We start from the raw sequence: 19177 nt of genomic DNA, 5'->3' as shown, positions 1-19177 counted from the left end.
ATGCTGTTCACGTTACGTCATCTTTTCGATAACCGTGCATTGTCTGGGCAGGAGTTTCAGGAGGTGTTCGACTTTGTTCACGCAATGGCAGCGCAGCGCGGGCCCGAACAAGAAAATGTCTGGCCGGAACTGGCATACGCATTAGCAACTAGCTGGACTTGCCCGTTCGATGCGTTTCTTGAGTATTATCAGGCGCTTTTATCTCGGTTGCCATCGTTAAGCATGCCTGAGCAAGCGGCATTGATTCCGGTATTGTGCAAAGCATTATTTTATTTTAAACCTAGAGAATGGCGCGTGAACATTCCTGAACTGCATGCGGCCTTACGCGAACGGGCCCGGCAGCTGCCACCGTCTCATCAGGGCGCATCAGTCGGCGCGTTGGCGAGTAAAGTTTGGAGATTGCCGCCAGCGGAGCAATTCACGATCTACGCAGAGCTGCGCGATTGGGCCTTATCGTTGCCCGACGATCAGTGGGGAGCCGCCCTATCGCTGCCAGGTGAGGAGTGGGGACCCCCGCAGTGTTTTCTAAAAGGACTCTATAGGTTGCCGCCCGAACTACGTGCGCAGGAGTTCGCGCTAATTGAGCCCCAGCTGGCGCGCGTACCCGCGGCACAGCGTGAGCAGGTGGCGCTTGGATTGCTTTTCGATATTCATCTCCATAATCTGGATAATGCGCTGGCGCAGCGGGTATGGCAGCAGGCGTTAAGTCTGCTCAATGGCGTGGATGCGGCAACGTTCTCGCGCTTTCTTTGCAAGCTTCGGGAGAACGGTCCAATAGCTCCGCACTTTCACCAATGGCCATTGGTTAAGGCTGAGATTATCCGCTTTATACAAATCAATCAATTTTCTGAGGCGGCGCTGACACAAATCGGGAACAGTATGCCATGGCTCAAAAGTGAGTTGCCTTAACAGCAGCTTCGGCACGCACAACTTGGCCGGCTGCAACGCCAGTCTGACGCTAGGCTAGCCCTCATTGACATCACCACGATACTGTGATTCTATTGCTCATATGAACCGCGCACCGATCCGTCTATCGCTACGACTACTAGCCTGCTTGTTCGGGCTAGGTCTGTTTGCGCGCGCTTCATGGCAGCTTCATTAACGAAGCACCCCTGAATCCCCTAATCTGACTACCTGGCCCCGGTAACCGACCGGCGGTCTTGTTCGTCCATGCCTTCCGGTCGCAAATGCCGGCCCGATGTTTTTCAACCCTTGGCGAGACGAACCATGCTGAAAGACCCTTCGATCAAATACCGTCCTTTTACGCCGATCGAGCTGCCGGATCGTGTGTGGCCCGCACGCACGATCACTCGCGCGCCGATCTGGATGAGCACCGATTTGCGCGACGGCAACCAGGCGCTGTTCGAGCCGATGGACGCCAAGCGTAAGATGCGCCTGTTCAAGACGCTGGTCGCCATTGGGTTTAAAGAGATCGAAGTCGCATTCCCCTCCGCCTCCGAAACGGATTTCAACTTCGTGCGGGAGTTGATTGAAGGCGGCCACATCCCCGACGACGTGACAATCGAAGTGCTCACACAGGCGCGCGAAGACTTGATCGAGCGTACGTTCGCGTCGCTACACGGTGCCCAGCGTGCGATCGTCCACTTGTACAATGCCACGGCGCCGGCATTTCGCCGCATCGTATTCGGCACTGACCGCAATGGCGTACGACAACTGACGGAGCGGGCCGCCCGCTTGATCAAGCAACTCGCGGACGCGGCGCCCCAAACGCGGTTCACGCTGCAATACAGTCCGGAGACTTTTACCGCGACCGAGTTAGACTTCGCCAAGGAAGTCTGCGATGCGGTGTTCGACATCTGGCAGCCAAGCCCCGAGCACAAAGCCATCGTCAACCTGCCCGCTACTGTCGAGATTGGGACACCGAATTTCTACGCGGACCAGATCGAATGGATGCACCGTCACCTGGCGCGGCGGGACTCGCTGATCCTGTCCGTGCATCCGCATAACGACCGCGGCACGGCCGTCGCCGCAGCAGAGCTCGCGGTCATGGCTGGCGCGGACCGGATTGAAGGATGCCTGTTCGGCAACGGCGAGCGCACGGGTAACGTCGATCTCGTGACACTCGCGCTGAATCTGTACACACAGGGCGTCGACCCAGGCCTGGACTTCTCGCAGATCAACGAGATCGCGCGCACCGCCGAAGCATGTACCCAACTGCCTGTACATCCGCGCCACCCGTACGCCGGTGACCTGGTGTTCACCGCGTTCTCGGGCTCTCACCAAGATGCCATCAAGAAAGGCTTCGCCACGCAGCAGGTCAATGCCTTCTGGGAGGTCCCTTACCTGCCAATCGATCCGAGCGACCTGGGCCGTACCTATGACTCAATCATCCGCGTCAACAGTCAATCCGGCAAGGGCGGTATCGCATACCTGCTCGAACAGGGCTATGGCATCGCGCTGCCACGGCGGCTGCAGGTCGATTTCAGCGCCGCGGTACAGCAACACACTGACGACAGCGGCCAGGAGGCCAGCGCCGCACAAATCTGGGCGTTGTTCCAACAGGAATATGCGCGCAACGATGCACCGCTGCGCTACATCGGCCACGACTTGTCCAAGCACGAGGGTAGCGAATCCATCGCGGTCACCGTTCAGATCCATGGCCGCCAGCAGGTTCTGACCGGCACGGGCAACGGTCCCCTCGATGCGCTGATGCACGCGCTGCACACGCCGCTGCGCATCCAGCACTACGAGGAGCGCGCGTTGGCCCAGGGCGCCGACGCGCAGGCCATCGCCATCGCTGAACTGGCCGGCCCCGCCGTATGCGGCAGCGCGTTCGGCGTCGGCATTGATGCGAATTTGACGACTGCGTCGATCCGCGCGGTCGTGAATGGCGTGAACCGGGCGTATGCGCGCTGTGACGCCACAAGGCAACGCACGTTCTTCGATGCCGTACAGCAGGCATCGACCAACGCCGGCGTCAGCCGGGCTGCGTAACGCCCCGGTTCAACGCATGCCCAGGCGCGCGGCGACAATACACTGGGTTTCGTGTGCACTTGCGCCTGGGTTTCGGTTTGAGGGCCGAGCAGCGCAAGAACCTGGCACGAGCCCTCCCACCGCCGATTTCGAGCAGCCCGACATCGCTTACCCATAACCGTAAACTCGTGCGCGAACTCGGCGTCGCGCGCCGCACACCTATCGTCCGACGCGGCGCGATGCCGCAATGAACGGAAACAATCATCACGGAACAGCACGCGGTACCCGTGGTCCAACCCCGGTCATTCGACATCGCCGCCCGGCGGCATCCCCCTTGCCGGCGGCCAGCATTGTAAAAACCTTGCAGATACCCAGCGCATGAACGCCGATATCGTCAATACGCCGTCACCGCGCAAGCCGTTGTTGCGCCGCCTATTGAGCCACCATGAAATAGCCACGCTGCTACTGTTGCTGCACGCGCCAGCCGGCGCCCTCGCGGCCAAGCCGGATGTCGCCGCGCTAGCGGAGGTCGGCCTAGTACGTATCGTCGATTCGTCGGAGAGCGGATCGCACGTCGAGTTGACTCCCGAAGGCGATGCAGTGCTGCGCACGTTGACCGCGTCGCGCTGAGCAGCCAAACAGAGCGACAAATGGATTACGCGGGGGCACCGTCCGGCGTGTCGCGAGTACCAGGACACCGACAGGACGGCCGATCCACTCGCGCACGCCGCCATACACGCCCGTCTAGACGGAACGTTCGTTTACCGATGTATGTGCGTTATCACACCCATAGCGCGGCGTGGCAAGCATCACACATCCGAAGATATCGGGCCACTACGAATAGTCGAATGGCACACCGCGCAGTTCAATGCATGCATCGACTCTGACAAGCACTTAATCGGGATGGCGATCCAATGCGCGAAAAGCGGCAAATCCTGCTCGATACGGCGGCGCGTCTGTTCGCGCAATACGGTTTTCATGCGGTTGGTATCGATCGGATCATTGCCGAATCCGGCATCCCCAAAATGACGATGTATCAGCACTTTGCGTCCAAGATGTCAGTTGGTGCTGGACGTGCTGCGCACGCACGCGGTGCAGCGAGCCGAGTCAGTGGCGGCGTTGGTGGACAAGCAGCGGGCAACGCGGGCGCGGCAACGCGAGCCTATCGTGGCGACGGTCAGCCGTTCAGGCCGCGCGCCAGGTCGCGCTTCAGGTCATCGACCCCTTCAAGACCAACCGACATCCGGATTAAGCCTTCGGTGATACCGGCAGCCGCTCGGGCCTGCTCCGTGATCCGCGCATGTGTGGTAGTCGCCGGATGGGTCAGCGTGGTGCGCGTGTCGCCAAGGTTGCCCGTGATCGAGCAGATTCTCGTGCCGTCGATCACGCGCCACGCGTTGGCGCGCATCTGCTCGGGCGAGTCGCCGTTGAGCTCGAACGATACGATCGCGCCGCCGGCACGCTGCTGGCGCTGGGCGAGCGTGTACTGCGGATGCGACTGGAGCCCCGGATAAAAGACCCGGTTCACCGCCGGATGGTTTTCAAGCCAACGCGCCAGCTCGAGTGCGTTGGCTGACTGCCGCTCAAGCCGCACGTGCAGCGTCTCCATGCCCTTAAGCAGCACCCATGCGTTGAACGCGGACAGCGTCGGGCCAGCGCTGCGCACGAACGGGAACACCTTCTCCATCAACAACTGCCGCTCCCCCACCAGCGCGCCGCCGAGCACGCGACCTTGGCCGTCCAGATACTTGGTGGCCGAATGCATCACCACGTCTGCCCCAAGCTTCAGCGGCTGCTGCAACGCCGGGCTACAGAAGCAGTTGTCGACGACGAACAACGCCCCTGCCTGCTTCGCGATCTGGCTCACCGCTTCGATGTCCGACACCTCGGTGAGCGGATTCGACGGCGTCTCCAGAAAGAACATCCGGGTGGTGGGCGTCACCGCGCGACGCCAGGCATGCAGGTCGGACGGATCGACGAACGTTGTCGTGATGCCCAGCCGCGGCAGCATCTGCGCGAACATGCCGAGCGTCGAGCCGAACAGGCTTCGGGAACTGACAATGTGTTCACCAGCCTGCAGTACCGACAATACGATCGACAGGATAGCGCTCATGCCGGAAGCAGTCGCGATACAAGCCTCGCCGCCCTCGAGCGCCGCCAGACGGTCCTGGAACATCGATACCGTCGGATTCGTGAAGCGCGAATAAGTGAAGCTGTTTTCGGCGTCGGCAAAGCGCTCGGCGGCCTGCGCCGCGCTGTCGAAACAGAAGCTCGAAGTCAGCAGCAGCGCTTCGGAGTGCTCGTTGAACAGCGTGCGCCGCGTACCGGCACGCACCGCCAGCGTATCGCTGGACAATCCTGGCAGGTCCCCATCGTGCGGGTGGAGAAAATCGTTCATGGGATGACATTCGCCGATGGATTGCTTGCTTATTCAACCGCCAAATGCAAGTGCAGTTGTGAGCGATCGTTGCCTTCGCCGGCCACATCACGGTCCGACTGTGACGCCCGATCGAGCCGCACCCGTTCAAGCTTGCTTAGATACTCGGCCGTCACGTCGCCGGTGATGTAGTGGCCATCGAAGCACGATGCCTCGAAATTCTGCAGCTGCGGGTTCGTGTCACGCACCGCCTGCTTCATGTCCTCGACGTCCTGGTAGACGAGCGCATCGGCGCCGATGATCTGCGCCACTTCTTGGTCGGTCCGGCCGTGCGCCACCAATTCACCGCGGATCGGCATATCGATGCCATACACATTCGGGAACCGTACTGGCGGTGCCGCCGACGCAAAGATCACCTTGTTCGCGCCGGCGTCGCGCGCCATCTGCACGATCTCTTGTGACGTAGTGCCGCGCACGATCGAGTCGTCGACGATCAGCACGTTGCGGCCCTTGAATTCGACTGCCATCGCGTTGAGCTTCTGGCGCACCGACTTCTTACGCACTGCCTGACCAGGCATGATGAAGGTGCGGCCAACATAGCGGTTTTTGAAGAACCCTTCGCGATACTCGATATTGAGCTTCTTGGCCACCTGCATCGCCGCCGGCCGCGACGAATCAGGAATCGGCATCACGACATCGATCTGCATGCCGGGCAGCGTGCGCTTAATCTTCTCGGCCAAGTAGTCACCCATGCGCAGCCGCGCGTCATAGACGGGCACGCCATCGAGTACCGAGTCGGGCCGCGCCAGGTAGACCAGCTCGAAGATACACGGGTTCAGGCTAGGATGCTGCGCGCATTGCTTTGCGTGTAGCGCGCCGTCCATGCCGATGAACACGGCTTCGCCAGGCGCCACGTCTCGTACGAACTCGAAACCGATGCCCTCGAGCGCGACCGATTCGGATGCGATCATCCATTCGGTGCCCTGCGCAGTGTCGTGCTTGCCGATGGCCAGCGGCCGGATACCATGCGGATCGCGAAACGCCAGCAACCCGTATCCGGCAATCAACGCGACGATCGCATAAGAGCCCTTCACACGCCGGTGCACCCCGGACACCGCCTTGAAGATCGCATCAGGCTCCAGCGAGAACCCGGTCGTGGCCAACTGCAGCTCGTGTGCGAACACGTTGAGCAACACCTCGGAATCGGAACTCGTGTTGATGTGCCGACGGTCGATGCGGAACATTTCGTCCTTAAGCTGTTCCCAGTTCGTCACGTTGCCGTTGTGCGCGAGGATGATACCGAACGGTGCATTCACGTAGAACGGTTGGGCCTCCTCTGCACTGCTGGCCGAGCCGGCGGTCGGGTAGCGGACCTGGCCGATCCCGCAGTTGCCGGGCAGCGAACGCATGTTGCGCGTGCGGAACACGTCACGCACCATGCCGTTTGCCTTGTACATGTGGAACGTACTGCCGTTGACCGTTGCAATACCGGCCGCGTCCTGGCCGCGATGCTGCAGCAGTAGCAAGCTGTCATAGATCAGCTGATTGATGGGAGACTGGGAAATTACGCCTACGATGCCGCACATGGCATGTCCTTCAAAGAAATTGAATCCGGGTGCCGCTCAGAAATGCACGTACGCTGCAATCGCGGCCGGCAGGAACGGTTTCAGTTCGCGCACGCCGTATTCGGCATAAGGCCTGAACATCGCGTTGCGCCAAAAATTCTGTCGCGGCAGCTCGGTCAACCCGGCGACCGCCACCAATACGAGTACCAGCAGGACGCCTCGTATCAGCCCAAATAGTATGCCCAACGTGCGATCGACACCGCGCAGCCCGCCGGCTTCGGCAAGCCGCGTGATCAGCGCACCGACCACGCCAGAGACAACCAGTACAGTTGCCGCCAAGCCGAAAAACGCGACTAGGTACTGCGTCAGCACACCGCCGGGCCAGTTCGCCGGTACATAGCGTACCAGCGCTGGCGCATAGACCGCGGCGACAATCAACGCGACGACCCACCCAATCAGGCCGAATACCTCCGCCAGCAGCCCCCGCCACATCCCGCGTAGCGCCGACAGGCCGATGACCACGATCACGGCGTAGTCGAAAGCGGTCAACGTCGCGTCTGTCACTTCGTCAGCCGTTCTCTACTGCGTGCGCTTGCTGTCACCGCCCGAGGTCAGGCCGGCCTCGCGCACCTTCGCCACCGCGGCAGCGGCCGCCGAACGATCGGCGAAAGGTCCGGCGCGCAATAGGATGCGCTCGCTGCCGTCGGACTGGCGCCGGCGCTCGACATAGGCCGGCACGCCAAGCGCCTTCAACCGGCCCACCCAATCCCGCGCGGCGGCATCGCTGTTCAGCGCGCCCAGTTGCACCACGTAGCGATTGCCGGCTGGTGCATTCGGCGTACCGCCGGGGCTCGACGCGTCAAATGACGCATTCGCACCGCTTTGTGCTCGAGCGCGCCCGGTTTCCATCGCAGTCTTGCCGCGCGGCGGCGGCGCGGTGGCCGGCATCACCTCATCGCCATGCGCATGCGACGATGCCGGCGCCGATTCGAGCTGCGCCGGAATGTGGATGGCGATGTCGTCGGTAAAGGGCTTTGGTTGGGAGTCGAGAATCATCGGCAGCGCGACCACGGCCGCCACGACCAGCGCGATCGCACCGACCAGGCGCCGACGCGCGCGCTGTTTCTCAGGCAGCGTCGGATCGAGCAGCATCGCGTCCGGATCGGGGCGGCGCTCGGCACGCTGCTCGCGGCGGCTCGTGCGGCCGGCACGGCTCCCCGCGGTGGTCCGAGACGGGCCCGCGTTGTCTTTGCTGCCGAAGGAGAACAATCCCATATATGGCTCGTGGCGGCGCCGGCAGGCCGGTTTGCCCGGCTCGCGCGCCGCGCGGATCAATGATGCTGCATCTTACGATAGGCCATCACGCCGGCTACCGTATAGAAACTACCAAAGACCACGATTCTATCATTTTCGCCCGCCCGACTGAGTGCATCCTGATAGGCAAGCTGTGGATTCGCGAACCGCCGAATCGACGCGTCCGAGGATGCGTCGGGATCGCCGCGCGACACACCCAGCGCCACCAATGTCTGTTCGATGTCGACCGCACTGGCCGCACGCGACGTGGGCAACTCGGTTACACACCAATGGTCGACCTCGCCTTTCAAGCGTGCGAGCACACCGGCGATATCCTTGTCGGCCATCGCGCCGAACACTGCATAGGTGTAGGGGAAATAGCCCATGTTGCCCAGATTCTGTGCCAACACCGCGGCCGCGTGAGGGTTGTGCGCAACATCCAGCACGATCGCCGGTTTGCCGGGCAGCACCTGGAAGCGCCCGGGCAGCTCGACATTGGCCAGCCCGAGCCGAATATCCTGCGCGCTGACTGGCAGACGCTCGCGCAGCGCCTCGAGCGCGGCGAGCGCCGCCGCGGTATTGAGTAACTGGTTTGCGCCGCGCAGCGCCGGATAGGCCAGCGCCGCGCGTTTGAGCGTGCGGCCGCGGTAGCTCCATTGCTGCCGCTCGCTGCCGGCATGACCCTCGTAGTGGAAATCGCGGTTGAACAACCACAGGTCGGCGCCGATCGACTCGGCATGCTCGACCACGCTGGACGGCGGCAGCGGATCGCCAACGATCGCCGGCTTGCCGGGACGGAAGATCCCCGCCTTCTCGCGGCCGATCTGTTCCCGCGTGTCGCCAAGGTAATGCTGGTGGTCCAGATCGACGCTGGTGATGACCGCACAATCGGCATCGATGATATTCACCGCGTCGAGCCGGCCGCCCAGGCCGACCTCTAAAATCACCGCATCGAGCTGGCGGGATGCGAACAAGCGCATAATCGCCAGCGTCGTGAACTCGAAGTAAGTCAACGACACCGGCTCGGGCAACGACAACCGTGCAGCCTCGATCGCTTCAAAATGCGGCAGTAGTTCGTCATCAGTCGCATTGCGGCCATCCACACGCGCGCGTTCGTTGAACTCGAGCAAGTGGGGCGACGTGTGGCACCCGACGTGATAGCCGGCACGCAGCAGAATCGCTTCCAGAATCGCGCACGTCGATCCCTTGCCGTTGGTGCCGCCCACGGTGATCACCGGACAGTCGAACTGCAGGCCAAGCGCCGCTTTGACGCACCCAATGCGTGCCAGCCCCATGTCGATACCGACCGGATGGGCGGTTTCCAAATGCGTGAGCCAATCCTGAAGCGTGGCGAAAACAGTCATGACAGCCCCATTGCTAAACGCCGCCGTTTCACGCGACCGCGTCCGCCGGCTGGTGCGTCAACAGCGCGATCAGCCGGGCAATTTCCTCGCGCATCTTGCGCCGATCCACGATCATGTCAATCGCACCTTTTTGCAGCAGAAATTCCGAACGCTGAAAGCCCTCTGGCAGTTTCTCACGCACCGTCTGCTCGATCACACGCGGGCCGGCGAAGCCGATCAGCGCGCGGGGCTCGGCAATCACGACATCGCCCAGGAACGCGAAGCTGGCCGACACGCCGCCCATCGTTGGGTCGGTCAGCACCGAGATGAACGGCAGCTTGGCCTCGGAGAGCTTGGTGAGCATCGCTGTGGTCTTGGCCATCTGCATCAGCGATAGCACGCTTTCCTGCATCCGCGCGCCGCCCGATGCGGCAAAGCAAATAAACGGGACCTGCTGCTCGAGCGCGTTCTTCGCCCCGCGCACGAAGCGCTCGCCAACGACCGAGCCCATCGAGCCACCCATGAACGCAAACTCAAAGCAGGCGACCACTACCGGCAACGTGTGGATCGCACCGCCCATCACGACCATCGCGTCGGTCTCGCCGGTCTCGTCCATCGCGTCCTTGAGCCGATCCGGATATTTACGGCTGTCCTTGAACTTCAGCGCGTCGACCGGCACGATCTCCTGGCCGATCTCATAGCGACCCTCCGGATCGAGCAACACGTCCAACCGCTCGCGTGCCCCCATCCGCATGTGGTGATCGCACTTCGGACACACGTGCAGGTTGGCCTGCACATCATTGCGGTAAAGCACCGCTTCGCAGTTCGGGCACTTGACCCACAGTCCTTCCGGGATGCTCTTGCGGCTGCGCGGATCCGTTTGCTTGATCTTCGGCGGCAGCAGTTTATCCAGCCAACTCATGAAAGCTCCTCGATGCGTAGTTTCGTCGCGGCATACCGCCGGGTTCAGGCTGCGTGGTCCAGCGCGTGCCGCACCTCGGCGACAAACGCCTTGAGTACGTGCGCAGCGTCCTGCCCGGGTGTCTGCTCGAGCAGTTGGACAATGCGGCTACCGATCACGACCGCGTCGCTAACCTCGGCGACCGCACGGGCCATGGCGGCATCGCGAATGCCGAAACCGACTCCGATCGGCAAAGGCACCCGCGCCTTGATGGTCGGCATTTTACCTGCGATGCTGGAAACGTCGAGATTTGCCGCACCGGTCACGCCCTTGAGCGACACATAATAGACATAGCCGCTCGCCACGCGCCCCACCGCGGCAATGCGCTCTTCAGTGGACGTCGGCGCGAGCAGGAAGATCGGATCGATGCCGTAGCCGCGCATCGCGTCGGCGAATTCGGCAGCTTCCTCGGGCGGATAGTCGACCACCAGCACGCCATCGACGCCGGCCTCACGCGCCGCGGCGCCGAACGCCTCGCGCCCCATCCGCTCAATCGGATTCGCGTATCCCATCAGCACCACGGGTGTGTCACGGTCGCGCTCGCGAAACACGCGCACGTCGTCGAGCACGCGCCGCAGCGTGATACCGCGCGCCAGCGCCCGCTCGGACGAGCGCTGGATCACGGGTCCGTCGGCCATCGGGTCCGAGAACGGCACACCAAGCTCGATCACGTCGGCGCCACCAGCAGCCAGCGCGTGCATGAACTCGACGGTGCGCGCCGGATCCGGATCGCCCGCGGTCATGAATGGAATCAGACCCTTGCGTCGAGCGCGGGTCAACGCCGCAAACTTCGTTTCAATTCGGGACATGGGATGAAGTCTCGTCTAAGATCGCGCGGTCTGCCTCCAGCGCAGCCAATCGCCGGCGAGCAAGCGCGCAGTATTCAGGATTGATCTCGTAGCCGACAAAGCGGCGCTGGTGCCGCGCGCAGGCCACCGCGGTGGTGCCACTGCCCATGAACGGATCGAGCACCAAACCGCCCGGCGGGCAGCTGGACAGCACCATTCGCTCGATAATCTCCAGCGGCTTTTGCGTCGGATGCGCGACGCGCTCGCCATGCTGGCGATGCAGGCGCGACACCGACCAGACGTCCTTCGGGTTATAGCCGAGTTCGAGCCATTTGCTGCCTTCGAAAAGGCGCCGCGAGCGGGCCTTCTTCGTGACAGGATCGTACGGGATACGCACCGAGTCTAGGTCGAAGTAATAGTCCTTCGACGCCGCGAAAAAGCCGATGTTGTCGTGCACCGACGTGAACCGGCGCGTCGTGCCGCCCATGCTCGGCACGCGCCGGTCCCAGATAATCTCGTTGATCATCGTGAGCCGGCGCTTCAAGAAGCAGAAGATTTCCGGCGCGTATTGCCACGTGCAGAATACATACAGTGAGCCGCTCGGCTTAAGCTTCGGAATGGCCAGCTCGAGCCAGCGGCAGGTCCACGCGATGAAATCCTGGCCGTTGCGTTTGTCCGAATCGTTGCCATAGTCCTTGCCCAGCCCGTATGGCGGGTCGGCCAGAATCAGGTCGATCGACTGGTCAGCTAGGCTCCCCACGTCGGCAACGAAATCGCGATTGCATAACGCAATCCCCGGCGGGATGGCGCGCGGATGCAGTGCATCGAGCGCCAGCGCGAAGTCACACCCGCCGTCGGCCGGCTCGCCGCGATCGTCGTCCGGTCCGGCTCGTTCGCTCAGTTTGTCGCCGTGCATCGTGATCGGTGTCGTATCGCGCGGCACGCTCAAAACGCAATGCCGGCGCGCTCAGCCACCGTATGCATGTCCTTGTCGCCACGTCCCGACAGGTTCACCAGCAGCAGCTTGTCGCACGCCAAGCTCGGTGCAAGCTTCGCTGCATACGCAAGCGCGTGGCTGGACTCGAGCGCGGGAATGATGCCCTCGATGCGGCAGCAGTCGTGAAACGCCTGCAGCGCCTCATCATCGGTGATCCCGACGTACTGTGCACGGCCGGTATCGTGCAGCCACGCATGTTCCGGCCCGACACCCGGATAGTCCAGCCCCGCGGAGACCGAATGCGTATCGATGATCTGCCCGTTTTCGTCCTGCAACAGATAGGTGCGGTTGCCATGCAGCACGCCGGGCGTGCCGCCGATCAGCGACGCCGCGTGCCGGCCGCTGCCCAGTCCATCGCCGGCCGCCTCCACGCCGATCAATTGCACCGCCGTGTCGTCGATGTAGGGATAGAAAATGCCCATCGCATTCGAGCCGCCCCCCACACACGCGATCACCGCGTCCGGCTGGCGACCGACCAGTTCGGGCATCTGCACGCGGCACTCGTCGCCGATTACGCGCTGAAAGTCACGCACCATCATCGGATACGGATGGGGGCCGGCCACGGTGCCGATGATGTAAAACGTATTCTCGACATTCGTGACCCAGTCGCGCATCGCCTCGTTCAGCGCGTCCTTCAGCGTGCGCGAGCCCGAGTCAACCGGCACGACGGTCGCGCCAAGCAGCTTCATCCGGTAAACGTTCGCCGCCTGCCGGCGCACATCCTCGACGCCCATGTACACCACGCATTCCATGCCAAGGCGCGCGGCGATCGTCGCCGTGGCCACGCCGTGCTGGCCGGCGCCCGTCTCCGCGATGACGCGCGGTTTGCCCATACGGCGCGCCAGCAACGCCTGGCCGATCACGTTGTTGACCTTATGCGCGCCAGTGTGATTCAAGTCCTCGCGCTTCAAGTAAATCTGCGCACCGCCGAGCAGCTCGCTCCAACGCTGTGCGTGATAGATCGGCGACGGACGGCCGACGAAATGCTTTAACTCGCGCGCATATTCGTTGACAAACTCGGAATCCTGCCGGTATTGGTCGTACGCGTCGCGCAGTTCAGCGAGCGCATGAACCAAGGTTTCGGCGACGAACACGCCACCATAAGGGCCGAAGTGGCCACGTTCATCAGGCAAGTTGTACATTGCGTCACTCTCGTCAGACAGGGCCCGCGCATCACGCGAGCCCACTGTTCACCGGGCGCCCATCGCCGCCGCTGCCACATCTGCGGCCCGCACGGCATCGACGAACGCCGCCATTCGGGCATGATCCTTCACGCCCTTTGCACCCGGCACTTCGATGCCACTGGACACATCCACGGCATACGGGCGCACCCGGTGGATGGCGTCAGTTACGTTTTGCGCGTTCAACCCACCACTCAAAACGGCCTGACGCGCGATATCTGCTGGAATAAGTGACCAATCGAAAACCTTTCCGCCTCCGCCATAGCCGGCGACCAGCGTATCGAGCAGCAAGCCCGTCGCGCAAGCATAGTTGACCGATAATTCTACCAAATCAGCCGGCTGGGTAGCCGGTCCGACACGTAGGGCGCGCAGCCAGCGCAGGCCCGCGCGCCCCGCCAATGCAGCGCAACGCTGCGGCGTCTCGTCGCCGTGAAATTGCACCATGCCAAGCGGCACCGCGTCGAGCACCTGTTCGAACAGCGCGTCGTCGGCATTAACGAACAGCCCCACCACGGTCATGAATGCCGGGACTCGGCGCGCCAGCGCGGCGGCAATCTCGATGCTCACACAACGCGGGCTGGGCGGATAGAAGACCAGTCCAATCGCATCGGCACCCAGTGCGACCGCGCAATCGACGTCTTGCGCGGTGGACAGGCCACACAGCTTCACGCGCGTGCGCCGCGCACGGCAGGCCGGCGCGGCGGCCCTGGTGGTGGCGGGCTCAGTCACGATGCCATACCTCGCTGAACGGCAAACTGGCAAGATTGGGCGGCGGCACGCCGAAGTCGTCAGGATACCCCACCTGCGTCAGATACAGGCCATCCGGCATGAACGTCGGCGCCGCGTGCTTGCGCTCGCGAGCGGCTAGCACTTCGGCCATCCAATGGGCCGGATGCCTGCGCCGTCCCACCGACACCAGGCAGCCCATAATGTTGCGCACCATGTGGTGCAGAAACGCATTCGCGCGAAAGCGCAAATGCACGAACGGCCCATGCTCGACGATATCAATCGCATACAGGTGCTTGACGGGCGTCTTCGCCTGGCAATCGGACGAGCGAAACGACGAAAAATCGTGCTCACCAATCAAATAACTGGCGGCCTCGCGCATCATCTCGACATCCAGCGCCGTATGAACCCACCCGGCGCGCCCCGCGAGCATCGGCGAGCGCACGGGATGCACATACAGCACATAGAAATACGTGCGCTCGAACGCCGCAAAGCGCGCATGAAAAGTCGGCGGCATCGGCTTGGCCCACTGCACCGAGACACTGGGCGGCAAGAACGCGTTGACTCCACGAACCCACGAAAATTCTGCTCGGTCGAGCTGTGTATCAAAATGCACGACTTGACCGAGCGCATGCACACCCGTGTCGGTACGGCCGGCGACAACCGTGGGCAGCGGCACTTGCGCGAACTGCTCCAGTGCACGCTCGAGCACGTTCTGCACCGTATTGCCGTGCGGCTGCGCCTGCCAGCCGCAAAATGCGGCGCCGTCATACTGAAGTCCCAGCGCGATGCGCATCGCCACCCCACTCAAAGCGGCGTAAGCACGGCGTGCAGCTTCCGCGCCTCGTCCAGCGTCGTCGACTCGTTCGACGCGATGACTTCACTGACCAATGCGCGCGCGCCCGCCGCATCGCCCAACTCCATGTATTCGACGGCCAGATCGAGCTTGTTACGGGCGATCGCGGCGAGTTCGTCCGGCGTCGACACGACGCACGGTTGTTCGGCCAGCGGCGGCAAATTGAGATCAAAATCGAGGTTCAGTGCGCCGAAAGGGGCGGCACCGACGCCGGGCGGCGGCGCAACGGAGGGTGGCGAGGCCATCGGTGCGTCGCGCTCAACGGCAGCAATTGCCGCATCGTTCGCGCTCGACGGCGTGGACGACAGCGGCGGCAGCGACAGCTCCAGCGATGCCAGCGCGGCAGCGGCGTGTGCCGGAAAGTCGGGCGCTAGCGGCGTTTGCCGCTCCCCGGCGTGCGTTGCTGTGACAGTCAGCGATTCGGCTGCTGAGGCGGCTAAAACAACACTCGATGACGGCGGCGCAGCGTTCGGACCGTGCTCGACCGTGTCACCGCGAGACAACGCGTCGTGCGCTCCGGCGGCGGAAACGGCCCTAGGCAGCAGGCCGGCCTGACCAGCGTCACTGGTCGGGCTTTCGCACGCCGTGTCAGCGGCATGGGCTGCCGCGCCGTCAGACGGCTCAGATCCGGTCCGTATCGCCAAGACGCGATGCGGCAAGCCATCATCCGGCGCACGCGCCGCACCCGCTCGAGTCTCTTCGCGTGGGCCAACGCCTTGTGCACCGCCCATGTCGCCGTTAGCTGCCGTGCGCCGCCGTCGTCGCACCAGTGCACTCAGCAACCCCACCAACAGGACCGCCAGCACAGCAGCACCCGCCGCGATCGCCGACGACAGACGTAGTGAGGCACCCGTGCGGGCCGACGCGTGGTCCGTACCCTGGCTCGCCGCCACGGTAGGTGTCGAAACCGCCCGCGCCGCAGATGAGGACGCGGCGCCACCCGGCGCGGCCGTGCCCGACGCCGCGGGCGGCAGTGCATTGCCGGCGCCCGACGCGGCCATCGCCGACGCCCCGGTCGTCACCGTCGCCGCCGCGTCGTCTGGTACGCGGATCACCGCGCCGATCTTCAAGCGGTTCGGATCGCGCCCCATGAACGCGCTGGGATTGGCCTCGAACAGCAGTGCCACCATCCTGTCACGCATCGCCCGGTCGTTGGACTGGACCACAGCACTGGCTATGTCGTTCAGCGATTGGCCGGGCTTGACGACAAAACGATTGGGGCCTGCGCTCTCGGCAACCGACGCGCCGCCCGTGCCGTCCGCGCTGGTATTCGTTCCGGCTGCCGCCGCGCCCGGCGGCAACACCGCAACCATTGCCGCCACCACCACAGCGCACGCGCGCGCCCCCCCTGCTCGAACAGTCATTGATACTCCTGCAGCGCCACAATGCGTGCTAACCTGAGCCGCCGTTGGCCTGTGCCACACGCCGACGCCGATCCCAGTCGGCTTTCGATCACAAAACGGCTTTTGATCACAAAAGCAGAATCTTAAAACGAAAAAGGCGCCACGCAGCGCGTAACGCCCTTGTCTTTCGCGCGCACGGGCACGCGCGTTGTTCGCTGGCGGATCAACGCTCGAGCAAAATGCGCAACATCCGGCGCAGCGGTTCGGCAGCGCCCCACAGCAACTGGTCGCCGACCGTGAATGCCGATAAGTATTCGCCGCCCATCGCAAGCTTGCGCAGCCGGCCGACCGGCACCGACAACGTGCCGGTCACGTTGGCCGGCGACAGCCCGTGCATCGACGCGTCGCGCTCGTTCGGCACGACCTTCACCCAATCGTTCGCCGTCGCCAGCATCTGATCAATCTCGTCAAGCGGCACGTCCTTCTTCAGCTTGATCGTCAATGCCTGCGAGTGGCAACGCATCGCACCGATGCGTACGCACAATCCGTCGACCGGGATCGACCCCGGCTCGCCGACGGCTGGACGGCCGAGGATCTTGTTCGTCTCGGCGCCGCCCTTCCATTCTTCCTTTGACATGCCATTGCCCAGGTCCTTGTCGATCCATGGAATCAGCGAACCGGCCAGCGGCACGCCGAAATGCTGCGTCGGCATCGCATCACTGTTCATCGCGGACGACACGCGGCGGTCGATGTCCAGGATGACCGACGCGGGATCGGCCAGTTGCGGCTCCACCGCGCCATGCAGCGTCCCCATCTGCGCCAAAAGCTCGCGCATGTTTTGTGCGCCGGCCCCGGACGCGGCCTGATACGTCATCGCGGTCAGCCAGTCGACCAGGTCGTGCTGGAACAATCCGCCCAGCGCCATCAGCATCAAGCTTACGGTGCAATTCCCACCAATAAAATCGCGTCCGCCACGCACCAGCGAATCACGGATCACGTCGAGATTAACCGGATCCAGGATGATCACCGCATCGTCCTTCATCCGCAGCGCGGATGCCGCGTCGATCCAGTAGCCCTTCCAGCCGGCTGCGCGCAGCTTCGGATAAATGTCGTTCGTATAGTCACCACCCTGGCACGTGATGATCGCGTCGCAGCGCTTTAGTTCGTCGATATCGGACGCGTCCTTGAGCTTCGTGTTCGTGTTCGCGAATGCCGGCGCCGCACCGCCCGCATTGCTGGTACTGAAGAAGACCGGCTCTATCAGGTCGAAATCACGCTCCTGTTGCATACGCTGCATCAGGACACTGCCGACCATGCCGCGCCAACCAACGAAACCTACGTTCATGACTTACCTTTGGGATCGATTCTTCCCCGCATCTGTCCCCAGTGTGGCCGCGCGGGGAAGATGGGGCGGACACGACTGGACACGATCAAGCTTTGATCGTTTTGCGGGTACGAATAATCGTCGTGCCAATAAGCGTGCGATGCGCCGCGCGAACACGCACGGCCGCTAATTTCCGCTCGCGCGAACGCACACCGCGATCGTCACCAATGATCGCGGCAACTAGGTTCGTGGAGCACGATGCTGGCATCATGGTGCGCAGTGTACACGAAATCGTGACGCGATGGCGCCAAACCGGTTCAAAAAGCGAACCGATTCAGCAACTTGCACCGCCTCGGACAAATCGCCTGGGCGGTGTATCAGCGCGCCAGCGCCGCGATGACCGCATCGCCCATTTCGCGCGTGCCGACTTGCTTGCAACCCGGCGTGACGATGTCCGCCGTGCGATAACCTTGCGCGAGCACACGCTTAACCGCGTCCTCGATCCGGCCGGCCTGTTCGGCGCGCCCCAGCGAGTAGCGCAACATCATCGCAGCCGACAGGATCGTTGCGAGCGGATTGGCCACGCCCTTGCCCGCGATATCCGGCGCCGATCCGTGCGACGGCTCATATAGGCCCTTGTTGTTCGCGTCAAGCGACGCGGAGGGCAGCATCCCGATCGAGCCGGTCAACATCGCGGCTTCGTCGGACAGGATATCGCCAAACATGTTGCCCGTCACAACCACATCGAACGCCTTGGGCGCCTTCACCAGTTGCATCGCCGCGTTGTCGACATACATATGCGAGAGTTCGACATCCGGATAGTCGCGCGCCACGTCGATTATGACGTCCTTCCACAGTTGCGATGTCTCCAGCACGTTGGCTTTGTCGACCGAGGTCAACCGCTTCGCGCGCTTTTGCGCGGCCTGGAAGGCCACGTGCGCAATCCGTCGCACCTCCGGCTCCGCATAGCGCATCGTGTCGAAACCCTCGCGGCTACCGTGGAACGGGCCGTCCGGCGCGTCGCGCAGGCCGCGCGGCTGGCCGAAGTAGATATCGCCGTTCAGTTCGCGCACGATCAGGATGTCCAGTCCAGACACGATCTCCGGCTTCAGCGATGACGCACCGGTCAGCTCCGGATAGCAAATCGCCGGACGAAAGTTTGCAAACAACTGCAAGTGCTTGCGCAAGCCAAGAATTGCCTGCTCCGGGCGCAACGCACGCTCGAGCTGGTCGTATTTCCAATCGCCGACCGCGCCGAACAGGATCGCGTCCGCGTGCCTGGCCAGCGCCAACGTGGCGTCCGGCAACGGGTGCCCGCTTGCCTCGTAGCCAGCGCCGCCGACCGGTGCCTGCTCTAGCTCAAATCGCTCGTCGAGTGCGTTCAGGACTTTTACCGCCTCGGTAACGATTTCCGGGCCAATCCCATCGCCCGGCAACACGGCAATCTTCATACATTCCATTCCAAAGACATTGAATCGAAAGGCGCGAT

The 19177-nt window shown here is 63.0% G+C and carries 18 protein-coding genes; 3 read left to right on the top strand and 15 right to left on the bottom strand.

Annotated elements, in window-relative coordinates; all coding sequences use genetic code 11:
- The 3 genes from RA167_RS04015 to RA167_RS04005 all read left to right on the top strand — a co-directional run bounded on the left by RA167_RS04015 (position 1) and on the right by RA167_RS04005 (position 3564).
- Entirely contained in the window at positions 1-909 is a 909-nt protein-coding gene (locus RA167_RS04015; RefSeq protein WP_338877243.1) for a hypothetical protein, read from the top strand.
- Positions 910-1227: 318 nt separating this feature from the next.
- Complete coding sequence (leuA, locus tag RA167_RS04010) at positions 1228-2955, top strand: 2-isopropylmalate synthase (RefSeq protein ID WP_076786530.1); 1728 nt, start codon at positions 1228-1230, stop codon at positions 2953-2955.
- A gap of 357 nt (positions 2956-3312) precedes the next feature.
- Positions 3313-3564, top strand: coding sequence for a hypothetical protein (locus RA167_RS04005; protein WP_076786528.1), 252 nt, complete (start codon positions 3313-3315; stop codon positions 3562-3564).
- Positions 3565-3743: 179 nt separating this feature from the next.
- Here the strand turns inward: RA167_RS04005 and RA167_RS04000 are convergent, their stop codons facing one another.
- From RA167_RS04000 to leuB, 15 genes are all read right to left on the bottom strand, one after another.
- Entirely contained in the window at positions 3744-3914 is a 171-nt protein-coding gene (locus RA167_RS04000; RefSeq protein ID WP_237573973.1) for a hypothetical protein, read from the bottom strand.
- A 197-nt stretch (positions 3915-4111) separates the two neighbouring features.
- Complete coding sequence (locus RA167_RS03990) at positions 4112-5332, bottom strand: O-succinylhomoserine sulfhydrylase (RefSeq protein WP_076786526.1); 1221 nt, start codon at positions 5330-5332, stop codon at positions 4112-4114.
- Positions 5333-5361: 29 nt separating this feature from the next.
- Positions 5362-6897 (bottom strand): amidophosphoribosyltransferase, encoded by a 1536-nt coding sequence (purF, locus tag RA167_RS03985; protein ID WP_076786524.1) that lies wholly within the window; start codon positions 6895-6897, stop codon positions 5362-5364.
- 36 nt (positions 6898-6933) lie between these two features.
- Complete coding sequence (locus RA167_RS03980; protein ID WP_083703693.1) at positions 6934-7440, bottom strand: CvpA family protein; 507 nt, start codon at positions 7438-7440, stop codon at positions 6934-6936.
- Between the two features lie 15 nt (positions 7441-7455).
- On the bottom strand, positions 7456-8151 hold the full coding sequence (locus tag RA167_RS03975; protein WP_076787786.1) for an SPOR domain-containing protein: 696 nt from the start codon (positions 8149-8151) through the stop codon (positions 7456-7458).
- A gap of 56 nt (positions 8152-8207) precedes the next feature.
- Positions 8208-9533, bottom strand: a complete 1326-nt coding sequence (folC, locus tag RA167_RS03970) for a bifunctional tetrahydrofolate synthase/dihydrofolate synthase (protein ID WP_076786522.1) — start codon at positions 9531-9533, stop codon at positions 8208-8210.
- A 28-nt stretch (positions 9534-9561) separates the two neighbouring features.
- Positions 9562-10434: an acetyl-CoA carboxylase, carboxyltransferase subunit beta gene (accD, locus tag RA167_RS03965; RefSeq protein WP_076786520.1), complete on the bottom strand. Its 873-nt coding sequence runs from the start codon at positions 10432-10434 to the stop codon at positions 9562-9564.
- A 44-nt stretch (positions 10435-10478) separates the two neighbouring features.
- Positions 10479-11282, bottom strand: a complete 804-nt coding sequence (gene trpA, locus RA167_RS03960; protein WP_076786518.1) for a tryptophan synthase subunit alpha — start codon at positions 11280-11282, stop codon at positions 10479-10481.
- Positions 11269-12177, bottom strand: coding sequence for a DNA-methyltransferase (locus RA167_RS03955; protein WP_237574331.1), 909 nt, complete (start codon positions 12175-12177; stop codon positions 11269-11271). Before RA167_RS03955 ends, trpA begins: the two co-directional genes overlap by 14 nt.
- Positions 12178-12206: 29 nt before the next feature.
- Positions 12207-13400, bottom strand: coding sequence for a tryptophan synthase subunit beta (gene trpB / locus RA167_RS03950; protein ID WP_076786516.1), 1194 nt, complete (start codon positions 13398-13400; stop codon positions 12207-12209).
- 48 nt (positions 13401-13448) lie between these two features.
- Positions 13449-14168: a phosphoribosylanthranilate isomerase gene (locus RA167_RS03945; RefSeq protein WP_139337080.1), complete on the bottom strand. Its 720-nt coding sequence runs from the start codon at positions 14166-14168 to the stop codon at positions 13449-13451.
- Positions 14161-14961 (bottom strand): tRNA pseudouridine(38-40) synthase TruA, encoded by an 801-nt coding sequence (gene truA / locus RA167_RS03940; protein WP_076786514.1) that lies wholly within the window; start codon positions 14959-14961, stop codon positions 14161-14163. Before truA ends, RA167_RS03945 begins: the two co-directional genes overlap by 8 nt.
- An 11-nt stretch (positions 14962-14972) precedes the next feature.
- On the bottom strand, positions 14973-16385 hold the full coding sequence (locus RA167_RS03935) for a FimV/HubP family polar landmark protein (RefSeq protein ID WP_083706042.1): 1413 nt from the start codon (positions 16383-16385) through the stop codon (positions 14973-14975).
- A gap of 202 nt (positions 16386-16587) precedes the next feature.
- Complete coding sequence (gene asd / locus RA167_RS03930) at positions 16588-17709, bottom strand: aspartate-semialdehyde dehydrogenase (RefSeq protein WP_076786509.1); 1122 nt, start codon at positions 17707-17709, stop codon at positions 16588-16590.
- A 356-nt stretch (positions 17710-18065) separates the two neighbouring features.
- Positions 18066-19139 (bottom strand): 3-isopropylmalate dehydrogenase, encoded by a 1074-nt coding sequence (leuB, locus tag RA167_RS03925; protein ID WP_076786507.1) that lies wholly within the window; start codon positions 19137-19139, stop codon positions 18066-18068.
- Positions 19140-19177 lie beyond the last annotated feature (38 nt).

It is taken from the genome of Mycetohabitans endofungorum (assembly GCF_037477895.1).
Lineage (GTDB): Bacteria > Pseudomonadota > Gammaproteobacteria > Burkholderiales > Burkholderiaceae > Mycetohabitans.
Note: the sequence above shows the minus strand (reverse complement) of the source record. Positions and strands in the feature narration are given on the sequence as shown.